Origin of the sequence: Puia sp. (assembly GCF_036500295.1) — a bacterium.
GTDB lineage: Bacteria > Bacteroidota > Bacteroidia > Chitinophagales > Chitinophagaceae > Puia.
This window is the reverse complement of the sequence record NZ_DASYCH010000017.1, coordinates 147546-167153: the sequence shown is the minus strand read 5'-3', so window position 1 is coordinate 167153 and position 19608 is coordinate 147546. Positions and strand designations below refer to the sequence as shown.

The 19608-nt window shown below is 54.4% G+C and carries 13 protein-coding genes; 9 read left to right on the top strand and 4 right to left on the bottom strand.

Going from position 1 to position 19608, the window contains the following annotated elements; genetic code table 11:
* Nucleotides 1-19 precede the first annotated feature (19 nt).
* Genes gltX through VGM48_RS05620 form a run of 3 tightly spaced genes read left to right on the top strand, consistent with a single transcriptional unit; the run spans nucleotide 20 to nucleotide 2837 of the window.
* Nucleotides 20-1558, top strand: coding sequence for a glutamate--tRNA ligase (gene gltX / locus VGM48_RS05630; protein ID WP_331576906.1), 1539 nt, complete (start codon nucleotides 20-22; stop codon nucleotides 1556-1558).
* Between the two features lie 36 nt (nucleotides 1559-1594).
* Nucleotides 1595-2014, top strand: a complete 420-nt coding sequence (locus tag VGM48_RS05625; protein ID WP_331576904.1) for a cobalamin B12-binding domain-containing protein — start codon at nucleotides 1595-1597, stop codon at nucleotides 2012-2014.
* Between the two features lie 19 nt (nucleotides 2015-2033).
* Nucleotides 2034-2837: an enoyl-CoA hydratase/isomerase family protein gene (locus VGM48_RS05620; protein ID WP_331576902.1), complete on the top strand. Its 804-nt coding sequence runs from the start codon at nucleotides 2034-2036 to the stop codon at nucleotides 2835-2837.
* 6 nt (nucleotides 2838-2843) lie between these two features.
* Here the strand turns inward: VGM48_RS05620 and VGM48_RS05615 are convergent, their stop codons facing one another.
* From VGM48_RS05615 to VGM48_RS05605, 3 genes are all read right to left on the bottom strand, one after another.
* A complete protein-coding gene (locus tag VGM48_RS05615) occupies nucleotides 2844-3488 on the bottom strand; it encodes a hypothetical protein (protein WP_331576900.1) in 645 nt (214 codons plus the stop codon).
* 5 nt (nucleotides 3489-3493) lie between these two features.
* A complete protein-coding gene (locus tag VGM48_RS05610; RefSeq protein WP_331576898.1) occupies nucleotides 3494-4003 on the bottom strand; it encodes a sigma-70 family RNA polymerase sigma factor in 510 nt (169 codons plus the stop codon).
* 125 nt (nucleotides 4004-4128) lie between these two features.
* The gene (locus tag VGM48_RS05605) at nucleotides 4129-7080 is read right to left on the bottom strand and encodes a M16 family metallopeptidase (protein ID WP_331576896.1); all 2952 of its coding nucleotides are present in this window, start codon (nucleotides 7078-7080) and stop codon (nucleotides 4129-4131) included.
* Between the two features lie 110 nt (nucleotides 7081-7190).
* Here VGM48_RS05605 and fumC point away from each other — a divergent pair, with 110 nt between their 5' ends.
* A complete protein-coding gene (gene fumC, locus VGM48_RS05600; RefSeq protein ID WP_331576894.1) occupies nucleotides 7191-8591 on the top strand; it encodes a class II fumarate hydratase in 1401 nt (466 codons plus the stop codon).
* A gap of 126 nt (nucleotides 8592-8717) precedes the next feature.
* Here fumC and VGM48_RS05595 read toward each other — a convergent pair whose 3' ends face one another.
* Nucleotides 8718-9098: a nuclear transport factor 2 family protein gene (locus VGM48_RS05595; RefSeq protein ID WP_331576892.1), complete on the bottom strand. Its 381-nt coding sequence runs from the start codon at nucleotides 9096-9098 to the stop codon at nucleotides 8718-8720.
* Nucleotides 9099-9205: 107 nt separating this feature from the next.
* Here VGM48_RS05595 and VGM48_RS05590 point away from each other — a divergent pair, with 107 nt between their 5' ends.
* From VGM48_RS05590 to VGM48_RS05570, 5 genes are all read left to right on the top strand, one after another.
* Entirely contained in the window at nucleotides 9206-11617 is a 2412-nt protein-coding gene (locus tag VGM48_RS05590; protein ID WP_331576890.1) for an ABC transporter permease, read from the top strand.
* A gap of 31 nt (nucleotides 11618-11648) precedes the next feature.
* Nucleotides 11649-14039 carry an ABC transporter permease gene (locus VGM48_RS05585; protein WP_331576888.1) on the top strand — a complete coding sequence of 797 codons (2391 nt, stop codon included), beginning with the start codon at nucleotides 11649-11651 and terminating at the stop codon, nucleotides 14037-14039.
* Nucleotides 14040-14083: 44 nt separating this feature from the next.
* The gene (locus VGM48_RS05580) at nucleotides 14084-14743 is read left to right on the top strand and encodes a DUF1906 domain-containing protein (protein WP_331576886.1); all 660 of its coding nucleotides are present in this window, start codon (nucleotides 14084-14086) and stop codon (nucleotides 14741-14743) included.
* 161 nt (nucleotides 14744-14904) lie between these two features.
* Nucleotides 14905-18147 carry a SusC/RagA family TonB-linked outer membrane protein gene (locus VGM48_RS05575; protein ID WP_331576884.1) on the top strand — a complete coding sequence of 1081 codons (3243 nt, stop codon included), beginning with the start codon at nucleotides 14905-14907 and terminating at the stop codon, nucleotides 18145-18147.
* 10 nt (nucleotides 18148-18157) lie between these two features.
* Nucleotides 18158-19597, top strand: coding sequence for a SusD/RagB family nutrient-binding outer membrane lipoprotein (locus tag VGM48_RS05570; protein ID WP_331576882.1), 1440 nt, complete (start codon nucleotides 18158-18160; stop codon nucleotides 19595-19597).
* Nucleotides 19598-19608: the final 11 nt, after the last annotated feature.

Genomic DNA, 19608 nt, shown 5'->3' with positions numbered 1-19608 from the left:
AATCGTATTTTTGTCCCCTATGAGCAAAAAAGTCAGAGTGCGATTTGCGCCCAGCCCCACCGGTGGCCTGCACCTGGGCGGCGTCCGGACCGTTCTTTACAACTACCTCTTTGCCCGGCGCCATGGCGGCGACTTCATCCTGCGCATCGAAGACACGGATCAGGGCCGGTATGTCCCCGGGGCGGAAGAATATATCATCGACAGTCTCAAATGGTGTGGTCTCGAACCCGATGAAGGCCCGCATAAAAGCGGTCCTCATGGTCCTTACCGTCAAAGTGAGCGAAAGGCCCTTGGCCTCTATGAAAAGTATGCCCGTCAGCTGATCGAACAGGGGCATGCCTACTATGCCTTTGACACGCCCGAAGAGCTGGAAAGCATGCGTGAAAAGCACAAGACGGCGGAGAACCCTTCACCGCAGTACAACCACACCCTGCGCAGGAAGATGCGCAACTCGCTCTCGCTCGATCCGGCCGAGACTCAGCGACTGCTGGCTGAAGGCACGCCTTATGTCATTCGCATCCGGCTCGATCCCGATCAGGATGTCCATTTCACCGATATGATCCGGGGTGAGGTCCACTTTTCCACCACCGGCGTCGACGACAAGGTCTTGCTGAAGGCTGACGGCATGCCTACCTATCATCTGGCGGTGGTCGTCGATGACCACCTGATGGAGATCACCCATGCGTTCCGGGGTGAGGAATGGCTGCCTAGTGCACCCGTGCATATCCTGTTATGGCGCTATCTTTTTGGCGAGGGTAAGATGCCTCAGTGGGCACATCTCCCACTTATCCTGAAGCCCGATGGCCATGGGAAGCTGAGCAAACGCGATGGCGACCGGCTGGGCTTTCCCGTATTTGCGATGAACTGGACAGACCCCCGCACCGCCGAACCGGCCACCGGCTTCCGGGAAACGGGTTTTCTGCCGCAGGCTTTTGTCAATCTGCTGGCCGTGCTTGGCTGGAATGACGGGACGGGTCAGGAGCTCTTCACCCTGCAGGAACTGGTGGAGAAGTTCTCGATGGACCGGGTTCATAAGGGGGGCGCCAAATTCGATTTCGAGAAGGCTAAATGGTTCAACCACGAATGGATCAAAAAGCTGCCCGCCGCCGACTATGCGGACCGGGTGGCATCGCTCTTTGAAGCCGCGGGAATACCCGTTCCCCCGGCGGGCCGATTTGAGCAGGTGCTTGACCTTGTCAAAGACCGTTGCGCCCTTTTGCCGGAATTCGTTCCGCAGGCCGGCTTCTTCTTCCAGGCACCGGCGACGATCGACCTCGATGCCGTCAGGCCGAAGTGGAATGACGCCAAGGCTCTCTTCTTCGCCGAATACATCCGCCAGCTGGAACTGAACCCCGAACTCGATCCTCCTGCGCTGGAGGCCCAGTTTAAGGAAATGGCGGCCGCCGCAGCCATAAAGCCCGGTGAACTGCTCATGCCGCTGCGGATCATGCTTGTGGGGGGGAAATTCGGGCCGCATGTCTTTGATATCGCCGTGTTGCTGGGCCGGGAGGAAACGATCCGCCGGATCAGGCATACGCTGGCGTTGCTCAAAGGGTAGAGCCAAATCCTTATTTTTACAATCTAAACGATTTGCATGCAGAACGCTAAGGGCCGCCCTATCCGGGTACTTGTTGGAAAGGTTGGACTCGATGGTCATGACCGTGGTGCGCGGATCATCGCCACCGCCCTCCGTGACGCGGGTATGGAGGTTATTTATACCGGCCTCCGCCAAACGCCGGAGATGGTCGTCAACGCCGCCTTGCAGGAAGATGTCGACGCGATCGGTATCAGCATCCTCAGCGGCGCCCATATGACGGTCTTCCCGAAGATCGTCGCGCTGATGAAAGAAAAGAAAATGAACGATGTCCTGCTCACGGGCGGCGGCATTATTCCCGATGAAGATCGCCGCGAGCTCCAGGCCCTGGGAGTCGGCGAGCTGTTTCCGCCCGGAACCCCGACCAATGATATTGCCGACTACATCCGCAGCTGGGTGAGCACCCACCGCGATTTCTAGCAACTACAAACAACATTTTATGTACAAAACCTTGCACACCGACCTCACCGACAATATCCTGACGGTCACGATCAATCGGCCCGACAAGCTGAATGCCATCAACAAGGATGTCATGTCCGAGCTGTCCGAGGCTGTAACCGAGATCTATGACAACAAAGAGATCCGCAGCGCCATCATTACCGGCGCGGGGCCGAAGGCGTTTGTCGCCGGCGCCGATATCGCCGAATTTCTCGGGCTTACCCAAGAACAGGGGCAGGCGTTGTCGGCGAAGGGGCATGATATCTTCTTCCGCATCGCGTCCTGTCCTAAACCCATCGCCGCAGCGATCAATGGGTTTGCGCTGGGCGGCGGACTGGAGCTGGCTATGGCCTGTCATTTCCGGCTTTGCTCCACGAATGCGAAATTCGGTCAACCCGAGGTCAATCTTGGGCTTATTCCAGGCTATGGCGGCACTCAGCGGCTTGTCCAACTTGTAGGCAAGGGTCGCGCCATCGAGATCATGCTTTCGGCCCGGATGGTTTCTGCTACCGAGGCGCATGTTATGGGGCTTGTCAACTATATCGTTGAAGAACAAAACGAGCTTCTCGCCAAGACGCGGGAGTTGCTGTCGATCATCAATGATAAGGCGCCGGTTGCGGTGGCCAGGATCATCGAGTGCGCGAATATAGCTGCGGGAGAGTCGCTGGCCGATGATGGGGGGGCCGTTCGAAATGGGTTTCTGCGGGAGCAGGAGGCTTTTGGGGAGTGTTTTGGGACGGAGGATATGAAGGAGGGGGCGAAGGCTTTCCTGGAGAAGCGCAAGGCGGTGTTTACGGGGAAATAGAGGAACTTATGCTTTCTCCCATTCTTTTGCCTCGCGAATAAATTGTCTTGCCCGCGCAATCGTCTTGCCCCCTTCGTTATCAACCATCTGTTTTACCCAACGCTTTTTATCCGCGTTGCCCACCGTCACCGTACGATATACCCAAATGGTCAGCAGCACCAACCCGCCGGTAACAATCACCTGGGTGATCCAAAAAGCCGCGCCTGCCGTTGCCAGGGTTTGCCGCGTAATATAAAAGGTTGAATACACGGGGGTCTGCAAAAAACCTACCCGCAGGGTCTGGATGATCACGGCCTCCAGCTGTGCCAGTTGTTTCTGCGTAGCCACGATGCTTTTGGACATCCGGATCTGCAGGAACAGCAGGACCTGCAGGATATATCCGCCCACCGCATAAGCCGTACAGCACAACACCACCAGGGCCGAGGCGACGAAGAAGGGTTCCGAGCGGAACCGCCAGGCCAGGGATCCCACTATGACATTCCAGGCGATACCCAGGCCAATCATCATGAACTTAAAAACAATTTGCCAATTGATGCTGCGGTGCACCTTCTGGGTGCCGATCTCCGTCATCAGGCGATGGTTCAGCTCCATCGATCGCTCCAGTTTGGAGTCATACTCCTTCCACAATTGCTGAAATTCATCTGTACTCATGATCTTTACGATTTGGGACCGGATCCTATCCGGTCGGTTTTAAATTCCTGTTTCAACCGGCCCTTTATCCGGCTTAGCTTCGTGGCCACGTTTGTTTCCGAAATACCAAGGATATCGGCTATTTCGAGATAGGGCCGTTCTTCCAGATAGAGGATCATCAGGGCCTTGTCCAGTTCGTTGAGCGACTGGATAAATCGCTGTAAGACCTCCATCCGTTGTTCCAACACTTCATCGCCGTTATTGTCGGCAAAATGGGCTTCGGCGTCGAGGGCCACGGTTACCCCGCTTCGGTTGGCCTTTCGGTAGAATGAAATCGCTACGTTTAATGCAATCCGGTACATCCAGGTAGAGAATTTTTGGTTTTCGTCAAATCGCGGCCCCGACCGCCAAAGCTGATATAACATCTCCTGCATCAGGTCTTCCCGGTCGCCGGCATTGCGGCAGTAGGAAGCGCTGATCTTATACAGGATACCCTTGTTATCCTGGATCCGTTGCAGAAGTTCGTTCGGGTTCATACTCAATTATTCGCCGGATGGCCGGGAAAATCACAGTTTTTAAAAATTTTTCTTCCCGTGGCGGGAAAAGAGCGCGACCTACTTTCCTGAAACAAGAAACCCGGCCTTTCGGCCGGGTTTCTTGTTTAGTAACCGAATATTTCATTTAGACTTAGCACCTTTACCGTTCCGACCTTCTGCAGGTCGTCTATCTTTATCTTTTTATCGTTCGCCACTACGCAATAGGTATAGGCCTTACCGGCCACCTGCTGCGCGTGAAACTGCTTCACGTCGTTCATCGTCATCTTATCGAGGCTTTCATACTCGCTTTTCCGCTGGTCGTAGTCGAGCCCTTTCTGTTTTGCCTCGAGGTAGGCAAAGACGATGCCGTCTTCGGTGAACCGTTGGGTCTCGAGATCTTTCTTCTCGCTGGTGCGAGCCAGTTCAAAGCCCTGATCCGAAGAGGGCAGGTCGTTGAGCAGGGAGTTCATTCCGCTTACGGCCTCGTTCATCTTGTCGGCCTGACAGCCGATATAAGCAAGGATGTAGAAGGGGTCCTCCTTCTTTGCGGGGGTGCCATAGGTGGCAAAGGTGGCGTAGGCAAGCGCCTTTGACTCCCGCAAGGTCTGGAACACCACCGAGCCCATGCCGCCGCCGAAGTAGTTATCAAACACGTCGACGATCGGCTCCTTGTTCACATCATAGGGACCCGAGTTGTGGATCCAGGCGATCTCGCTTTGTACCATATCATAGTTGGTGAACAGAACCTGGTTGGCGGTCTGTTCGGCAAACGGGAATTTAACCTTTTCCGGCATGGGCGTCCATGCAGCCGGCAGCTTGTGAAGGGTCGTGATCTGGCTGATAAACGCATCCTGGGCCTGCGGACCATAATAGATGATCGTGTGCTGATAGTTGAGCAATCCATGCAGGATATTGGTCAGGTCTTCGGCCTTGATCGCGGCTATCTCCTCCGTGCTCAGCACCGTATTGAACGGATTTTTTGATCCATACCGGGCATATTGGACCAGTCCCTGGAGGATGGCGTTCTTGTTCAGCTTGTTGTTGGCCCGGGATTTCAGGAGCCTGTCCTTCAACCCGGCCAGCGCCGCGGTGTCCGGAAGGCAGTTGTGCAGCACATCTTCGAACAGGGTCACGGCTTTTGCAAAATTCTCCTGCAAGCCCGTCACGCTGATGGTAGTGATATCATTGGTGGTATTGACGCTGAAATTACAGGCGATGTCATAAAAGGCCTTGCTGATCTCTGCCGTCGGATGCTCGGTGGTACCCAGGAATTGCAGGTATTGCGCGGCCAGCGGCAGGAGCCGGTTGTTGAAGTTCCCCATTTCGAGACGGTAGTAAAGATGGAACAGTTCGTTATCCTTGTTCTGCACATAAAGCACATCTGCGAGACCGGCCTTGCCACGGCCGATACCGGTTTGGAAGTCCAGCCATTGCGGAGCCACCTGTGTCGTCGGCATTGCCTCGATCTTCTTCAGGAATGCCGATTGCTTGTCTTTATTCGTTTCCACCGGGGTGATCGGCGGCTTGTCCACTTTTACGATGCTCTTATCTTCGCCCTTCCGTTTGTACAGCAGGACGTAGTTATTGCCCATGTATTTGTTGGCGACGCGAATGATCTCCTGTTTGGAGACTTTTCCTTCTTCATCCAGTTCGCCGATCTCCACGTCCCATTTTGTCGCGCGGGTTTGGATAAAGGTCTGCATCAGCGTTTCCACCCTGGCCTGGTTCTTTTGAAACCCTTCCAGCAGGGATAGCTTTCCGTTGGCGACGATGGCCCTGATCAGGCTTTCATCAAAATCGCCCTTCTTTAGTTTGGCGATCTGTTCCATCAGGAGATCCTTCACCTGTTCGAGCGTCTGGCCCTGTTTGGGCGTTCCGTTGAAGATGAGCATCCCATAGTCCTTGTACTGCTGCAGGCCGCAGTTGGACCCCTGTACCTTCTGTTGTTTATTGAGGTTGAGGTCGAGCAGGCCGGCCTTGCCGTTGGAGAAGATGCTCGAGATCAGGTCGAGCACGATGGCATCGTGCGTATCCACGGCGGGAGTGCGGTAGGCGATGCGCATGTTCTCTGCGCTGGGGCCAAAGATATCTTTTACCACCGGGGCGGTGAGATCGCGTTCTGGTGCGGGGTTATACAACTGCACCGGCTTGGACTGCATGTAGGAAAATGCCCCGTCGATCTTTTTTATCAGTTGGTCATACTCAAAATCGCCGGACATGATCACGGCCATATTGTTGGGAACATAGTAGGCATGATAGTAATTGCGAATCGCCCTCAGCGAAGGGTTCTTCAGATGTTCGATCGTCCCGATGGTGGTCTGCTGGCCATAGTTGTGTGTGGGGAAGAGATAGCGTTGTGTCGCCTCCAGCATCTTCGATCCGTCGTTATCGAGGGTCCGGTTCTTTTCCTCATACACGGCTTCCAGTTCGGTATGGAAAAGCCGGAGGATGGGATTCCGGTAGCGCTCCCCCTGAACGGCCAGGAATTTATCCATGGCATTGGAGGGGACATCCTCTTCATAGACCGTTTCCTCCACCCAGGTATGGGCATTGCTTCCCTGTGCGCCGATGTCCGCCATCATCTTATCGTATTCATTGGCGATGGCATAATGCGAGGCCAGGCCCGACAAGCTATCGATCCGATGGTATATCTTCTTTCGGGCTGCGGGGTCCTTCGTGGAGTTGTATTGCTCGTACAGCCCATCTATCTGGTCGAGATAGGGTTTTTCTTTGGCCCAGTCGAGCGAGCCGAACTTATCGGTGCCTTTAAAAAGCATATGTTCCAGGTAGTGGGCGAGGCCGGTATGATCGCGGGGATCGGTATTGCTGCCCGCCCGCACCGCGATGCGAACGGCGACGCGGGGTTCTTTGTGATTGGGGCTTAGTAATACGGTCAACCCGTTGGACAGGGTATACAGCCGGGTCTGTAAGGGATCGTTTGTCACATACTTATAGGTGTAGCCACCGGAAGTACCTTCTTTCCACACATATTTCGGGTTAGTGTCCTGGGCCCGGGCTGCCGTCGAGACGGACAGGGAACCCACAAGAAGTAAAAGGGAAAATTGGGTTAATGTCATAGTTAATGCTTTTTTTGCGCCGCCCCTGTCAGGGGGGTCTAACAAAAGACGTAAATTTTAGCCAATTAACCCAAACCGCTCGTACATTTGGGGCCGCAAAAATCAGCATTATGGAATACAGGATCGAAAAAGATACAATGGGCGAAGTAAAAGTCCCTGTCGACGCTTATTATGGCGCTCAGACCCAACGCAGTGTAATAAACTTCCCCATCGCCCAGGATATCAACAGGATGCCGAAAGAGATCATCCGCGCCTTTGCCTATCTGAAAAAAGCCGCCGCTCTTACCAATCTCGAGGCTGGGGTATTGCCAAAGGAAAAATCCGATCTCATCGGGAAGGTTTGCGATGAAATTCTCAGCGGCAGCCTCGATGCTTATTTCCCACTCGTCGTCTGGCAGACCGGCAGCGGTACCCAGAGTAATATGAACGTCAATGAGGTAGTTGCCTTTCGCGGGCATGTCCTCAACGGCGGAAAGCTCACCGACAAGGAAAAGTTCCTTCATCCCAACGACGATGTCAACAAATCCCAGTCGTCCAACGACACGTTCCCGACGGCCATGCACATCGCCGCCTATAAGATCCTGCTGGAGACGACCCTCCCGGGTATCGAAGCCCTGCGCAACACCCTTGCCGAGAAAAGCAAGAAATACATGAAAGTGGTGAAAATCGGCCGGACCCACTTTATGGACGCTACCCCGCTCACCGTAGGTCAGGAGCTCAGCGGCTATGTCGCCCAGCTGGATCATGGTCTGCGGGCGATCAAGAACACTCTTGCGCATCTTTCCGAGCTGGCGCTTGGCGGTACCGCGGTAGGCACCGGGATCAACACCCCACCCGACTATGCCGTTAACGTAGCAAAGAAGATTGCCGAGCTCACCGGGCTGCCCTTTGTCACCGCCCCGAATAAATTCGAGGCCCTTGCCGCACATGACGGCATCGTCGAAGCACATGGTGCGTTAAAGACCGTCGCCGTCAGTCTGATGAAGATCGCTAATGATATCCGGATGCTCAGCTCCGGTCCCCGCAGCGGTATCGGCGAACTGCATATTCCCGACAACGAACCGGGCTCCTCCATCATGCCCGGCAAGGTCAATCCCACGCAATGCGAGGCACTGACGATGATCGTCGCTCAGGTGCTGGGAAATGATGTCGCTATCAATATCGGGGGCGCCACCGGACATTTCGAGTTAAACGTCTTCAAACCCGTCATGATCTATAACTTCCTACACAGCGCCCGCCTCATCGGCGACGGCTGCCACAGCTTCAACGAACATTGTGCCAAGGGAATCGAACCTATCGAAGCCAATATCAAAAAGCATGTCGATAATTCCCTGATGCTCGTCACTGCGCTGAATACGAAGATCGGGTACTATAAGGCGGCGGAGATAGCGCAGAAAGCGCACAAGGAAGGCACGACGCTCAAGGAGATGGCCGTGAAGCTTGGATATGTGAAGCCGGAGGAATTCGATCAGTGGGTGAAGCCCGAGGAAATGGTTGGGAAATTGGGCTAAAAGACGAACTATCAATAGAGGCTGGGCGTGGCTGAGGGGGTGGCGGTGAGCGACATAAAAAAGGCGATGCAGGTGAGCATCGCCGGTAAGCGCGTGTAGTGGTGCATCATTGAATTTTTCTTCCATTCACATAAAGAATTGTTCCGAGACTATTTTTCCATCCTTTACATGATACACGCAGAGTTCGTTCATCGCCATGCGTTTGTCGTCCTGCATCGTTACATCCAACCACATCGTAACCGCAAATGAGCTGTCGCTGACCAGCGGTTGGGATACGGTCATACCGTGAATTTCTTTTACCATGGCTTTCCATTTCTCGCCTTTTTCCATGATGGCATCCAAGCCTTTTGTTTCCTGATCGAAGGCGGGTGTGTCGTGAGGTTCGATGCTGACGGCATCGTCTGCGAACAATTCCTTTTGAGCGGACTCAAAATCGCCCTTCGTGCTGAGTTCGACCAAACGATTGGCGATCTCTGTCGTTGACATGACTGCAGTGGTTGTTGACATAAAAAGTGTTTTGGTAAAAGTTACGCCTTTTTCAGGAGCTTTATGCAACATTGCTCCGGGAGTTTGCGTCTATCCGAAAGCGCATTGCGCTATGCAAATAATCTGCCATGCTAAAAAATTATATAACGCTTGCCCTCCGCAATCTCCGGCGCAATTCCGTCTTTGCGGCCATTAACATCCTCGGGCTCTCTGTTGGTCTGGCCGCCTGTCTGCTGATCGTCGCCTGGGTCCGGGATGAGCGTTCGTACGACCGTTATGCCAACCGGTCGAAAGATATCTATCGGGTCAATCTAGGGATGAGCGGTGATACCCAGTCAGACTACCCCATGGTTGATGTTGCCGTCGGGCCGGGTATGACCGCCGCCTTTCCCGAGATCGAAACTTTCACCCGCCTCAGCCATCTCGGTGATGCGTATATCCAGGCGGGCACGCGCCAGTTCAAGGAACCGAATCTCGTTTATGTCGACAGCAATTTCTTCGAGGTCTTTACCGTCCCCTTTCTCGAAGGCGATGTCCATACGGCCCTGGTGCGCCCCAACAGTCTGGTCGTCACCAAGGCCTTTGCAACCAAATACTTCGGATCGGCGCCGGCTCTGGGCAAGACCGTCGTCCTTTCCAACTATGGAGCCTGCACCATCACCGGGATCATCGACAAGGTCCCCGATGAAGCGCATTTTCATTACGAGTCGTTTCTCAGCTGGAGTACTATGCACATCACCCAGAACAGCTGGACCAATGTAGGCTTTTACACCTATCTCCGGTTGCGGCCCGATGCCGACCCACACCAACTACAGACGCGGTTCCGCGAGCTGGTAGCCAAATATTGTGTCCCGGAGATCTCCCGCGACATGGGCGTGCCGCTGGCCGAGGCCGGGAAAGCCGTGAACAGCTTTGTCTTTACGCTGACCCCGCTCACCGACATCCATCTGCATTCCAACACCAAGTATGAACTGGAGGCCAACGGCAGCCAGCTTTATGTGCTTATATTCAGCGCCCTGGCGATGTTTATCCTATTGCTGGCCTGTGCTAACTTCACCAACCTCTCCACCGCAGGAGCGGCGGCAAGAAGCAAGGAGGTTGGGATCCGCAAGGTTATGGGCTCGGTGAAAAAACAGCTGATTGCTCAGTTCCTGACCGAGTCGGTGATCCTCACCGCCTTTTCCATGATCCTCGCCTTTGGCATCGCTTTACTGGTCCTTCCCTGGTTCAACCCCTTATCGGGGAAGCAGTTTTCCTATGCCGTCTTTTTCAACCTCCCTTCGCTTGCGGCCATCCTGGGACTGACCCTGGTGGTTGGTGTGGCGGCGGGCATCTATCCGGCTTTTTTCCTTTCTTCTTTCGATGCGATAAAAGTCCTGAAGGGTTCGCTACAAGGCGGCCGCCGGAGTGTGCTGCGCAGCGGGCTCGTTGTCTTTCAGTTCGTCGTCTCCATCGCCCTCATGGTAGCCACCCTTATCGTCTACCGGCAACTGCACTATATGCAGGATATCCGGCTTGGCTATGACAAGGAGCAGGTCGTCTATATCCAGGATGCCTTTCTGCTTGACCAAAACCAGGAGGCCTTCCGGCAGGAGCTGCTACAGGACAAACGGGTTACCCATGTGAGCATCAGCTGGAGTGTCCCGGGATCGGGGGTGATGGGCGGCACCGAGATCTATCCGAAATCGGCAGGGGCCAACGATGGCCATGGGGAGATCCACACCAATATCTACCAGGTGGATTACGACTATGTCCCTACGCTGGGGTTGCCAATCGCAAAGGGGCGAAACTTCTCCCGGGATTTTCCCACCGATACGGCCAATGGGGTACTGATCAATGAGACGGCCGCGGCCGATCTGGGTTGGGGTCATACGGACCCGATCGGCAAGGTTCTTGTGCGTTCGGGCCGCAAGGAATACAGGGTGGTGGGGGTGATCAAAGACTTTCACTATCTCTCCGCCAAACAGAAGATCGCGCCGCTGATGCTCCTGCTCGGCCACAACGAGGGGGGGATGCTGGTGAAGGTGAATACCGCGGATGTAGCACCCTTTCTCGCAAGCGTCCGGCAACGCTGGGCCGCCTTTCATCCAAAGGGCCCCTTCAGCTATTATTTTCTCGATGATCGCTTTGCACATCTTTATACCGCCGAACAACGGACCGGACGTCTCTTCACGGCCTTTACCTTTATTGCCATCCTCATCGCCGGACTTGGGCTTTTCGGGCTTGCGGCTTATATGGCCGAGCAGCGGACGAAAGAGATCGGCATCCGGAAGGTGTTGGGCGCCAGCGTAGGCTCGGTGCTGGTCCTTGTCTCGAAGGAGTTCCTGGTGCTGGTGGGGCTGGCCTTTCTCATCGCCGTGCCGGTCACCTGGTGGGCCATGTCGCAATGGCTGCATGAATTCGCCTATCGAACGGCGGTAAGCTGGTGGATCTTCCCGCTGGCCGGTGCTTCGGCGCTGGCGATCGCCATCCTTACGATCAGCTATCAGGCTGCGAGGGCCGCTACCGCCAACCCGATAAAATCGCTGCACAACGAATAGAAGGTCTGAAAACAAAATAAACCGGCGTCTCATGTTAAAGAATTATCTCCGTGTCGCGCTTCGCAGTCTTGCGCGGAATCGATTGATCACCGCCATCAATATCGGCGGCCTTGCCATCGGGATGGCCGTGGCTATCCTTATCGGACTTTGGATCGCCGACGAACTGAGTTTCGATCATGGCCCTGTCCGCCACGAAAAGATCGCGGCGGTCCTGCAAAATCAGACGATCAGCGGGGGCAGGGAGACCTGGTGGGGCGAGGCTATGCAGCTGGCGCCGGTACTGCGCAAAGAATATGGCCGCTTCTTTAAGTATGTGGTTCTGGATGGAGGCGCCAGTAAACGGCTGATGGCTTTTGGCGAGAAGAAAATGAGTCTCCTGGGCAACTGCTTCGAACCACCGGTTATCGACCTGCTTTCGCTAAAGATGATCAGCGGCAATAACACGGCCCTCGATGATGCCAACTCCGTGATCCTTTCGGTGCCGGCGGCGAAAAGCCTTTTTGGCGATGCGGACCCCATGGGCAAGACGATCCTGGCCGATAACAAATATCCGCTGCGCGTCACCGGGGTCTTTGCCAAAATGCCGGCCAATTCCTCCTGGGCCAATACCGACTATATCTGTCCCTTTGCCCTGAAGGTCCAGCAGGAAAATCTCGATACCCGGGTGAACTGGGGTAACAGCTGGTTCAGAGTCTATGTCCAGCTGAACGATCATGTATCTATGGAGCAGGCCTCCAGGGCCATCAAATATGTAAAGCGTGACAATGCGCCCAACGACCGGCGCTTCAACCCTGAGCTCTTTCTTCATCCCATGGATCGCTGGCATCTCTATTCCGATTTCAAAGACGGGGTCAGCGCCGGCGGCCGGATCACGTATGTCCGGCTCTACTCGATCATCGCCGTCTTCGTGCTGATCCTGGCCTGTATCAACTTTATGAACCTCAGCACGGCCCGGAGCGAGAAGCGCGCGAAGGAGGTGGGTATCCGTAAGGCTATCGGGTCGTTGCGCGGACAACTCATCGGGCAGTTTTACAGCGAGTCGCTCGTGATCGCCTTTTTCGCGTTTGTCTTTGCCATCGGGATCGCGCAGTTGTTATTGCCCTTTTTCAATGAGACGGCCCAAAAGAAGATGCATGTGCCCTATGCCTCTCCGGGCTTCTGGCTGGCGGGCCTTGCCTTTACGGGCTTTACAGCAGTGCTTGCGGGCAGCTACCCTGCCTTGTATCTTTCTTCTTTCCAACCGGTGAAAGTCCTGAAGGGAACTTTCAAGGTGGGCAAGCTCGCCGCCCTGCCGCGGAAGGCGCTGGTCGTCGTACAGTTTACCGTCAGTGTCATCCTGATCGTCGGCACCCTTGTCATCCTGCGGCAAATTCAATTTGTCAAGGACAGGCCCGTCGGTTACGATCGCAGCGGCCTGCTTTTTATCCCGCGGCAGAATCTCGACCTGACAAAATACTCTGCGTCGATTACCGCGTCGCTCATGGAAACGGGTTTTATCGAAAGCGTCGCCGGATCGCAAAGCGAGATCACCAACACCTGGGTTACCAATAGCGGGTTCAGCTGGAAAGGCAAGGACCCTGCGATGATGGAAGAGTTTGTCACCAATGGGGTCACCCCGGAGTTCGGCAAGACGAACCGCTGGCAGATCGTTGGGGGCCGTGACTTCCGGCCCAACTTTGCCACGGACTCCAATAATATCATCCTCAATGAAACGGCCGTCAAATATATGGGCCTTGCCCGTCCGCTTGGCGAGGTGGTGAAATGGGGTAATAACGGCCTGTACACAGTCATCGGCGTTGTGAAGGATATGGTTTCGCAGTCGCCCTACCAGCCTGTCGCGCCCATGATCTTCTATCTTTCTGACTTTCTCTCCTTTTCGCGGATCAACTCCCTTGATATCCGGGTCAGACCCCAGGCTTCTATGTCGCGGGCGCTTGCCGCCATCCAGGCCGTCCTGAAAAAATACGACCCCGAAGACCCCTTCGAATATGTCTTCGCCGACCAGGACTATGCCCGGAAATTTGGGGATGAAGAACGGGTGAGCCAGCTGGCCGGCGCTTTTACCCTGCTGGCTATTTTTATCTCCTGTCTTGGGCTGCTGGGGCTCTCGGCCTTTGTCGCCGAGCAACGCACCCGGGAAGTCGGCATCCGCAAGGTGTTGGGGGCTTCCGTTCTGAATCTCTGGAATCTTCTGTCGCGGGAATTCGTCTGGCTGGTCAGCATCTCGCTGCTGATCGGCGCGCCTATCGCCTATGCTATCATGCATTCCTGGCTGAGTACCTATGCCTATCGGGCCGACCTCTCCTGGTGGATCTTTGCGGTCACGGCCGCGGGGGCGATCGGCCTGACCTTGTTTACCGTCAGTTTCCAGGCCATAAAGGCAGCGCTGAGCAACCCCGTAAAGGCACTGCACAGCGAATAATATTTGTTACCTTCATATAAGGGAAATAAAAGCCTTATCCTACTATGGCCGATCTGACTCTTCCGGGGCGCGTGCAGGCGGCGGCCGCCGGTTTATCGGGATTCGATGTCAACTCGCCGCTGACGGCGGAGCAGGCGCAAAGCTTCAAAAATGCCGGCTATGCCTTTTGCATCCGCTATGTCCCGCGGGTACCCAATCTACAGGCGGGCAATCTGACCAATGCCGAGGCTGTTGGCCTTCTTACGGCGGGGCTTGCCCTGATGCCGGTGCAGCATGTGTCGCTTCCGGGCTGGAACCCTACGACGAACCTGGGTTCGCTTTATGGCAATTACGCGGCCACCTATGCAAAACAGATCGTGGGGTTGCCCGCGGGGATGAATCTCTGGTGTGATCTTGAGGGAGTGGCCCCGGGTACGTCCGCGCAAAATGTGATCGCCTATTGTCAGGCATGGTACTATGCGGTACATACGGCCGGCTATGTTCCGGGAATTTATGTCGGTTATGACGTCATTCTTACCCCGGCGCAGTTATATGATGAACTTTCTTTTCAGCATTATTGGCGTGCCTACAACGGGCCGGAGGTTGATACGAGAGGGTTTCAGCTGATCCAGCAGGTGGAGAAGACGCTGGACGGTATTACCTTAGATCCCGATATCACACAAAACGACAATATGGGCGATTCGGCGCTTTGGGTTACGCTTTAATTCCCTCCCTAAAGGGCTAATGGTTAACCACTACGCAAAAATTTAGACTTGCGAGTTAATATCCGTGCAAAACCGGGTAAAAACCATACATGCTCTTTGTTGAAAATCAATCAAATTTGGCCGACTACCTGTAAACATTTAAACAACCAAAAAAAGCTGCTATGAGAAGCATTCTTCTTATGCTATTCGCGGCATTCGCCCTTGGCATTCCATGCCAGCAGGCAATGGCCCAAACAATTAACCTACCAGGCAAAGTGCTTGAAGAAAATGGCAACCCGATTGCGGGAGCCTCTGTTCGTTTTCGTGGCGCCAAGGGTGGCGTCGTAACGAACGAAGACGGTACTTTCACGATTAAATCATCTCTAAAAGGCACCCTCATTATCTCCGCAGTCGGTTACACCGAAAAGGCGGTTGACGTGACGGGGCAAACCTCCATCACGGTCTCCCTTACAAAATTGAATCAGGAATTGGATCAGGTGGTAGTCACGGCTTATGGCATCAAAAGGGCCAAGAACACCCTGCCTTATGCGGCCCAACAGATCAGCGGCGATGAGGCCAACAGGGTCCGCGTTTCGAACCTTGCCGACGGGCTTTCCGGAAAGGTCTCCGGTTTGGAGATCCGTCAGAACAACAGCCTTGGTGGTTCGGTCAACGTAGTCATCCGCGGGGTAAAATCGCTTGGCTTCAACAACCAGGCGTTGTTTGTGGTCGACGGTGCGCCACTTGACAATTCCATAATGGTGTCAGGCGGGTCCACCAACGGTGGTCTGGGCAGCGGCGGCGGATATGATATGGGCAATGCCGCCTCCGATATCAACCCTGACGATATTTTGAGTATTAACGTGCTGAAGGGTGCGGCCGCCACCGCCCTCTACGGATCCCGCGCTGCGAATGGGGTGATCATGATCACGACCAAGAAGGGCAGGGCCGGCACGAATATCACCGTCAATGCCGGCATCACCGCCGGCCGGATCGACAGGAGCACCTTTGTCACAAGGCAGAAGGAATATGGCGCCGGCCGCTCCGATAATTTAGCTACCGGAGGTTTCATTTCCAAAGACATCACGGGCGACGGGGTGCCGGATCTCATCGTCAACACCAATGCCCCGCGTTCCTGGGGACCTAAGTTTGACAAGAACATCATGGTCTACCAGTGGGATGCCTTCGACCCGTTGAGCCCCACCTTCCACAAGGCTACGCCCTGGGTGGCGGGCAAAAACGGACCGGAGTATTTCTTCAAGACCGCAGTCACCAATAACGAAAGCGTATTCCTGGATGGCGCCACCGAAAAGGGGTCTTATAAGCTCGGCTTTAGCCGGATCGGTGAAGTAGGAGATATGCCCAACCAGAGCGACGGTCGGAATACGATCAACTTCGCGTCTACTTATAAGTTGACAGACAAGATCACCATCGCGGCAACGGCCAATTATGTGCAGGAATCGACAGTCGGCCGGAATCCCACCGGCTATGACGGAAACCGCAGCTCCATGCCCCAGTTCCGTGAATATGGCCAGGTGAACGTGGACTACAAAGAACAGAAAGAGGCCTATGAAAGAGCCCAGAAAAATATTACCTGGAACTGGAGCGATCCCACTACCACTACCGGACTCACTCCTTTCTCGTATAATAACCCCTGGTTCACCGCCTATCAGAACTTTGAGAACGACACCCGTAACCGTACTTATGGCAATGTCAGTCTGAACTATCAGTTATTATCCTGGCTGAACATCATGGGCCGGATATCGTTGGATACCTACAATCAGGCGCAGGAAGAGCGTCTTGCGGTCGGCAGCATCGGGACCCCGATGTACAGCCGGTTCAACTCCTCTTTCCGCGAGTTGAACTATGACCTCATCGCCACGATGAATAAGGATATCAACAAGGATTTCAAGCTCAACGGTCTTTTAGGCGTCAACATGCGCAGGGACGTCATCGCCTCGGTCAATCAAGGCACAACGGGTGGCCTGATCATTCCCGGTCTCTATGCGATCTCCAATTCGGTAGGCGCAATCTCTGCACCCACTGAAACCAGCACTCCTAAGGCCGTCGATGGATATTTCGCCGGTGCAACGCTGACCTATCGCGATTTCCTTAGCCTTGACGGAAGCTTCCGCCGGGACCGGTCTTCCACCCTTCCCGTCGATGCCAACGCTTACAACTACTATGCTATTTCCGGCAGCTGGCAGTTCTACCAGCATTTGAAGGATGTCTCCTGGATCTCTTCGGGTAAACTCCGGGCCAACTACGCTACGGTCGGTAATGATGCAAACTGGGGCAGTATCCAGGACGTGTATAACCAGCCCAATCCGTTTGTCGCCGGCACTACCTCCAGTGTCCTGTTTGCGCTGCCGACTACCAAGAACAACGACGCTCTGAAGCCCGAAAGAACGAACAGCAAGGAAATCGGTCTCGAGATGAGCTTCCTGAAAAGCCGTGTCGGTTTTGATGTAAGCTTCTATCACACCAATACGGTCGACCAGATCCTGCCGATTGCCATAACGACTTCCACCGGATACGCCTCCAAATACGTCAATGCCGGTAATCTGCAGAACCAGGGTTTTGAGGTGACGGTTTACGGTACGCCGGTGAAAACCAGAAACTTCTCCTGGGAAATTACCGCCAACTGGACACGCAACCGGAATAAGTTGCTTTCTCTGAACAGCGGCGCCACCAATCTTCAGCTGGCAACGTTCCAGGCCAGCATTTCTACCAACGCAACGGTCGGCAAGCCCTACGGTCAAATTTTCGGCCAGACCTATCAGTATCTCAAGGGTCAGAAGGTCGTCAGCAATGACGGAAGCGCTTACCTGCTGACCACGACTACCACCAACGTCCTCGGAAACTTCAACCCCGACTGGATCGGTGGCGTCACGAACAATTTCAAGTACAAGAACTTTAATCTATCCTTCCTGGTCGATGCCCGGATGGGTGGTACGGTATGGTCGTTGGATCAATACTATGCTCAGCAGTCAGGTATCTCGCCCACCACGGTTGGCAAGAACGACCTTGGCAACGACAAGCGCCTGCCCCTTGCACAAAACGGGGGTATCATCCTGAAGGGTGTGAAAGCCGATGGCACGCCGAATACGACCCGCACGGCGATCACTTCCGGCAACAGCCTGTTGCTGCCCCCGCCGGATTTTGCGTATGATGCCAGCTATGTCAAGCTGCGTGAGTTGTCCCTGGGCTATCATATTCCCGGCGCCAGATTGGGAAATGCATCAAGAGTGATAAAAGGCATCGACATCCAGCTCATTGGGCGTAATCTCTGGCTCATCCACAAGAATCTCCCAATGGCCGATCCCGAAGACGCCGCTTCCGCCGGCAATGCCAACTCAGGTCTTCAATTCGGCAGCTATCCTACCGTCCGCTCGGTTGGGTTAAACCTAAAAATGCAATTCTAAAATCAGCAACATGAAGAAATCAATATTATATATACTTCCGGGCCTATTGCTCCTTGGAGCTTGTACGAAGGATATCGACTCCTATAATAATCAGACAAAGAAAGCCGCTGTAGTCCCCGCCGCTCCGCTGTTCACCGATGGCACCCTTGCCCTGACGAATCAACTGGCGGCCAATGGAGGTGGCAATATCACCCTGCATATCGTGAATTATATGGCCCAGGCGATCATCGAGGACAACGCACAGTATAATTTCCAAACCGCGGGCATGCCCAATACGCAGTGGAATACCCTATACGAAAGTTGTCTCAACAACCTGAAGAGATCGGACAGCATCCTTAGCACCACAATTCCGGATGCGACCAATTCAGTCGCTACCATCACCAACCGTCGGGCCTGCGTCGATATCACGGCGGTATATGCCTGGTATATCCTGGTGACCTCTTATGGCAATATTCCCTACAGCCAGGCGCTGAACCCGGATAATCTCTTCCCGAAATACGACGACCAGCAGGCGATCTACATGGACCTGCTCAAACGCCTCGACAATGATCTTGCCAATCTGAGTACCGGGGGGAATGGTTTTGCCCTGTCCGAAGACCTGTGGTTTGGCGGAAATATCCCCAACTGGATCACCTTCGCCAATTCGCTGAAAGTGGTGATGGGGATGACGCTGGCGGATGTCGATCCTACCACGTCAAAGAGTGTGGTGGAAGCCGCGAGTCCCAACGCCATGACCTCAACCGCACAGAATTGTATCATGAAATATGGCTCCCAGCCGAGCAACAACCCCATGTACTCAAACTTTGTGGTGGCCAAGCGCAATGACTATGTCGCGCCCAAGACCATGATGGACCAGTTGCTCTCCAATGCGGACCCGCGTCTGACCTCCTTTTACGGCAAGGCCAGTTCCACCGGAAAGTATGTAGGTGCCGTTATGGGTGTCCAAACCACCTATTCGACGGTATCGGGACCTTCAACAAAAGACAGCGCATCCAATCTTTCATATGTCGTGCTGGATTATTCCGAAATGGAATTCCTCCGCGCGGAAGCCGTCGCAAGAGGCTATAATGTAGGCGGCACCGTCGAGAGCCACTACAATGAGGGCATCCGTCAAAGTATCAAGTACTGGGGCGGCGCCGACAGTTCGGTAACGCGTTATCTTGCCGAACCTACGGTTGCTTATGCTACCGCCACGGGCGGCACCGACCTTCAGAAGATCGCCCGGCAGAAATGGATCTCGTTGTATAATCATCCCGATCACGAATGGATCGATCTCAGGAGACTGGATTACCCCGTGTTGCCGGCGCCGGTGGGTGCGGTATCCGGTTTCCCGAACCGGTTGTATTATCCAGTGAGTGAGCAGACCGTGAATGGGACTAATTATACGCAGGCGGCTTCGGCCATCGGCGGAGACAAGGTAGAGACAAAATTATTCTGGGATAAAAACTAAGGGAATAACGA

What these genes read in the sequence shown, in the direction of transcription:
- VGM48_RS05620 (WP_331576902.1), top strand. Translation starts at nt 2,034, where the DNA reads ATGTACAAAACCTTGCACACCGACCTCACCGACAATATCCTGACGGTC.
- fumC (WP_331576894.1), top strand. Translation starts at nt 7,191, where the DNA reads ATGGAATACAGGATCGAAAAAGATACAATGGGCGAAGTAAAAGTCCCT.
- VGM48_RS05585 (WP_331576888.1), top strand. Translation starts at nt 11,649, where the DNA reads ATGTTAAAGAATTATCTCCGTGTCGCGCTTCGCAGTCTTGCGCGGAAT.
- gltX (WP_331576906.1), top strand. Translation starts at nt 20, where the DNA reads ATGAGCAAAAAAGTCAGAGTGCGATTTGCGCCCAGCCCCACCGGTGGC.
- VGM48_RS05625 (WP_331576904.1), top strand. Translation starts at nt 1,595, where the DNA reads ATGCAGAACGCTAAGGGCCGCCCTATCCGGGTACTTGTTGGAAAGGTT.
- VGM48_RS05595 (WP_331576892.1), bottom strand. Translation starts at nt 9,098, where the DNA reads ATGTCAACAACCACTGCAGTCATGTCAACGACAGAGATCGCCAATCGT.
- VGM48_RS05575 (WP_331576884.1), top strand. Translation starts at nt 14,905, where the DNA reads ATGAGAAGCATTCTTCTTATGCTATTCGCGGCATTCGCCCTTGGCATT.
- VGM48_RS05580 (WP_331576886.1), top strand. Translation starts at nt 14,084, where the DNA reads ATGGCCGATCTGACTCTTCCGGGGCGCGTGCAGGCGGCGGCCGCCGGT.
- VGM48_RS05605 (WP_331576896.1), bottom strand. Translation starts at nt 7,080, where the DNA reads ATGACATTAACCCAATTTTCCCTTTTACTTCTTGTGGGTTCCCTGTCC.
- VGM48_RS05615 (WP_331576900.1), bottom strand. Translation starts at nt 3,488, where the DNA reads ATGAGTACAGATGAATTTCAGCAATTGTGGAAGGAGTATGACTCCAAA.
- VGM48_RS05610 (WP_331576898.1), bottom strand. Translation starts at nt 4,003, where the DNA reads ATGAACCCGAACGAACTTCTGCAACGGATCCAGGATAACAAGGGTATC.
- VGM48_RS05590 (WP_331576890.1), top strand. Translation starts at nt 9,206, where the DNA reads ATGCTAAAAAATTATATAACGCTTGCCCTCCGCAATCTCCGGCGCAAT.
- VGM48_RS05570 (WP_331576882.1), top strand. Translation starts at nt 18,158, where the DNA reads ATGAAGAAATCAATATTATATATACTTCCGGGCCTATTGCTCCTTGGA.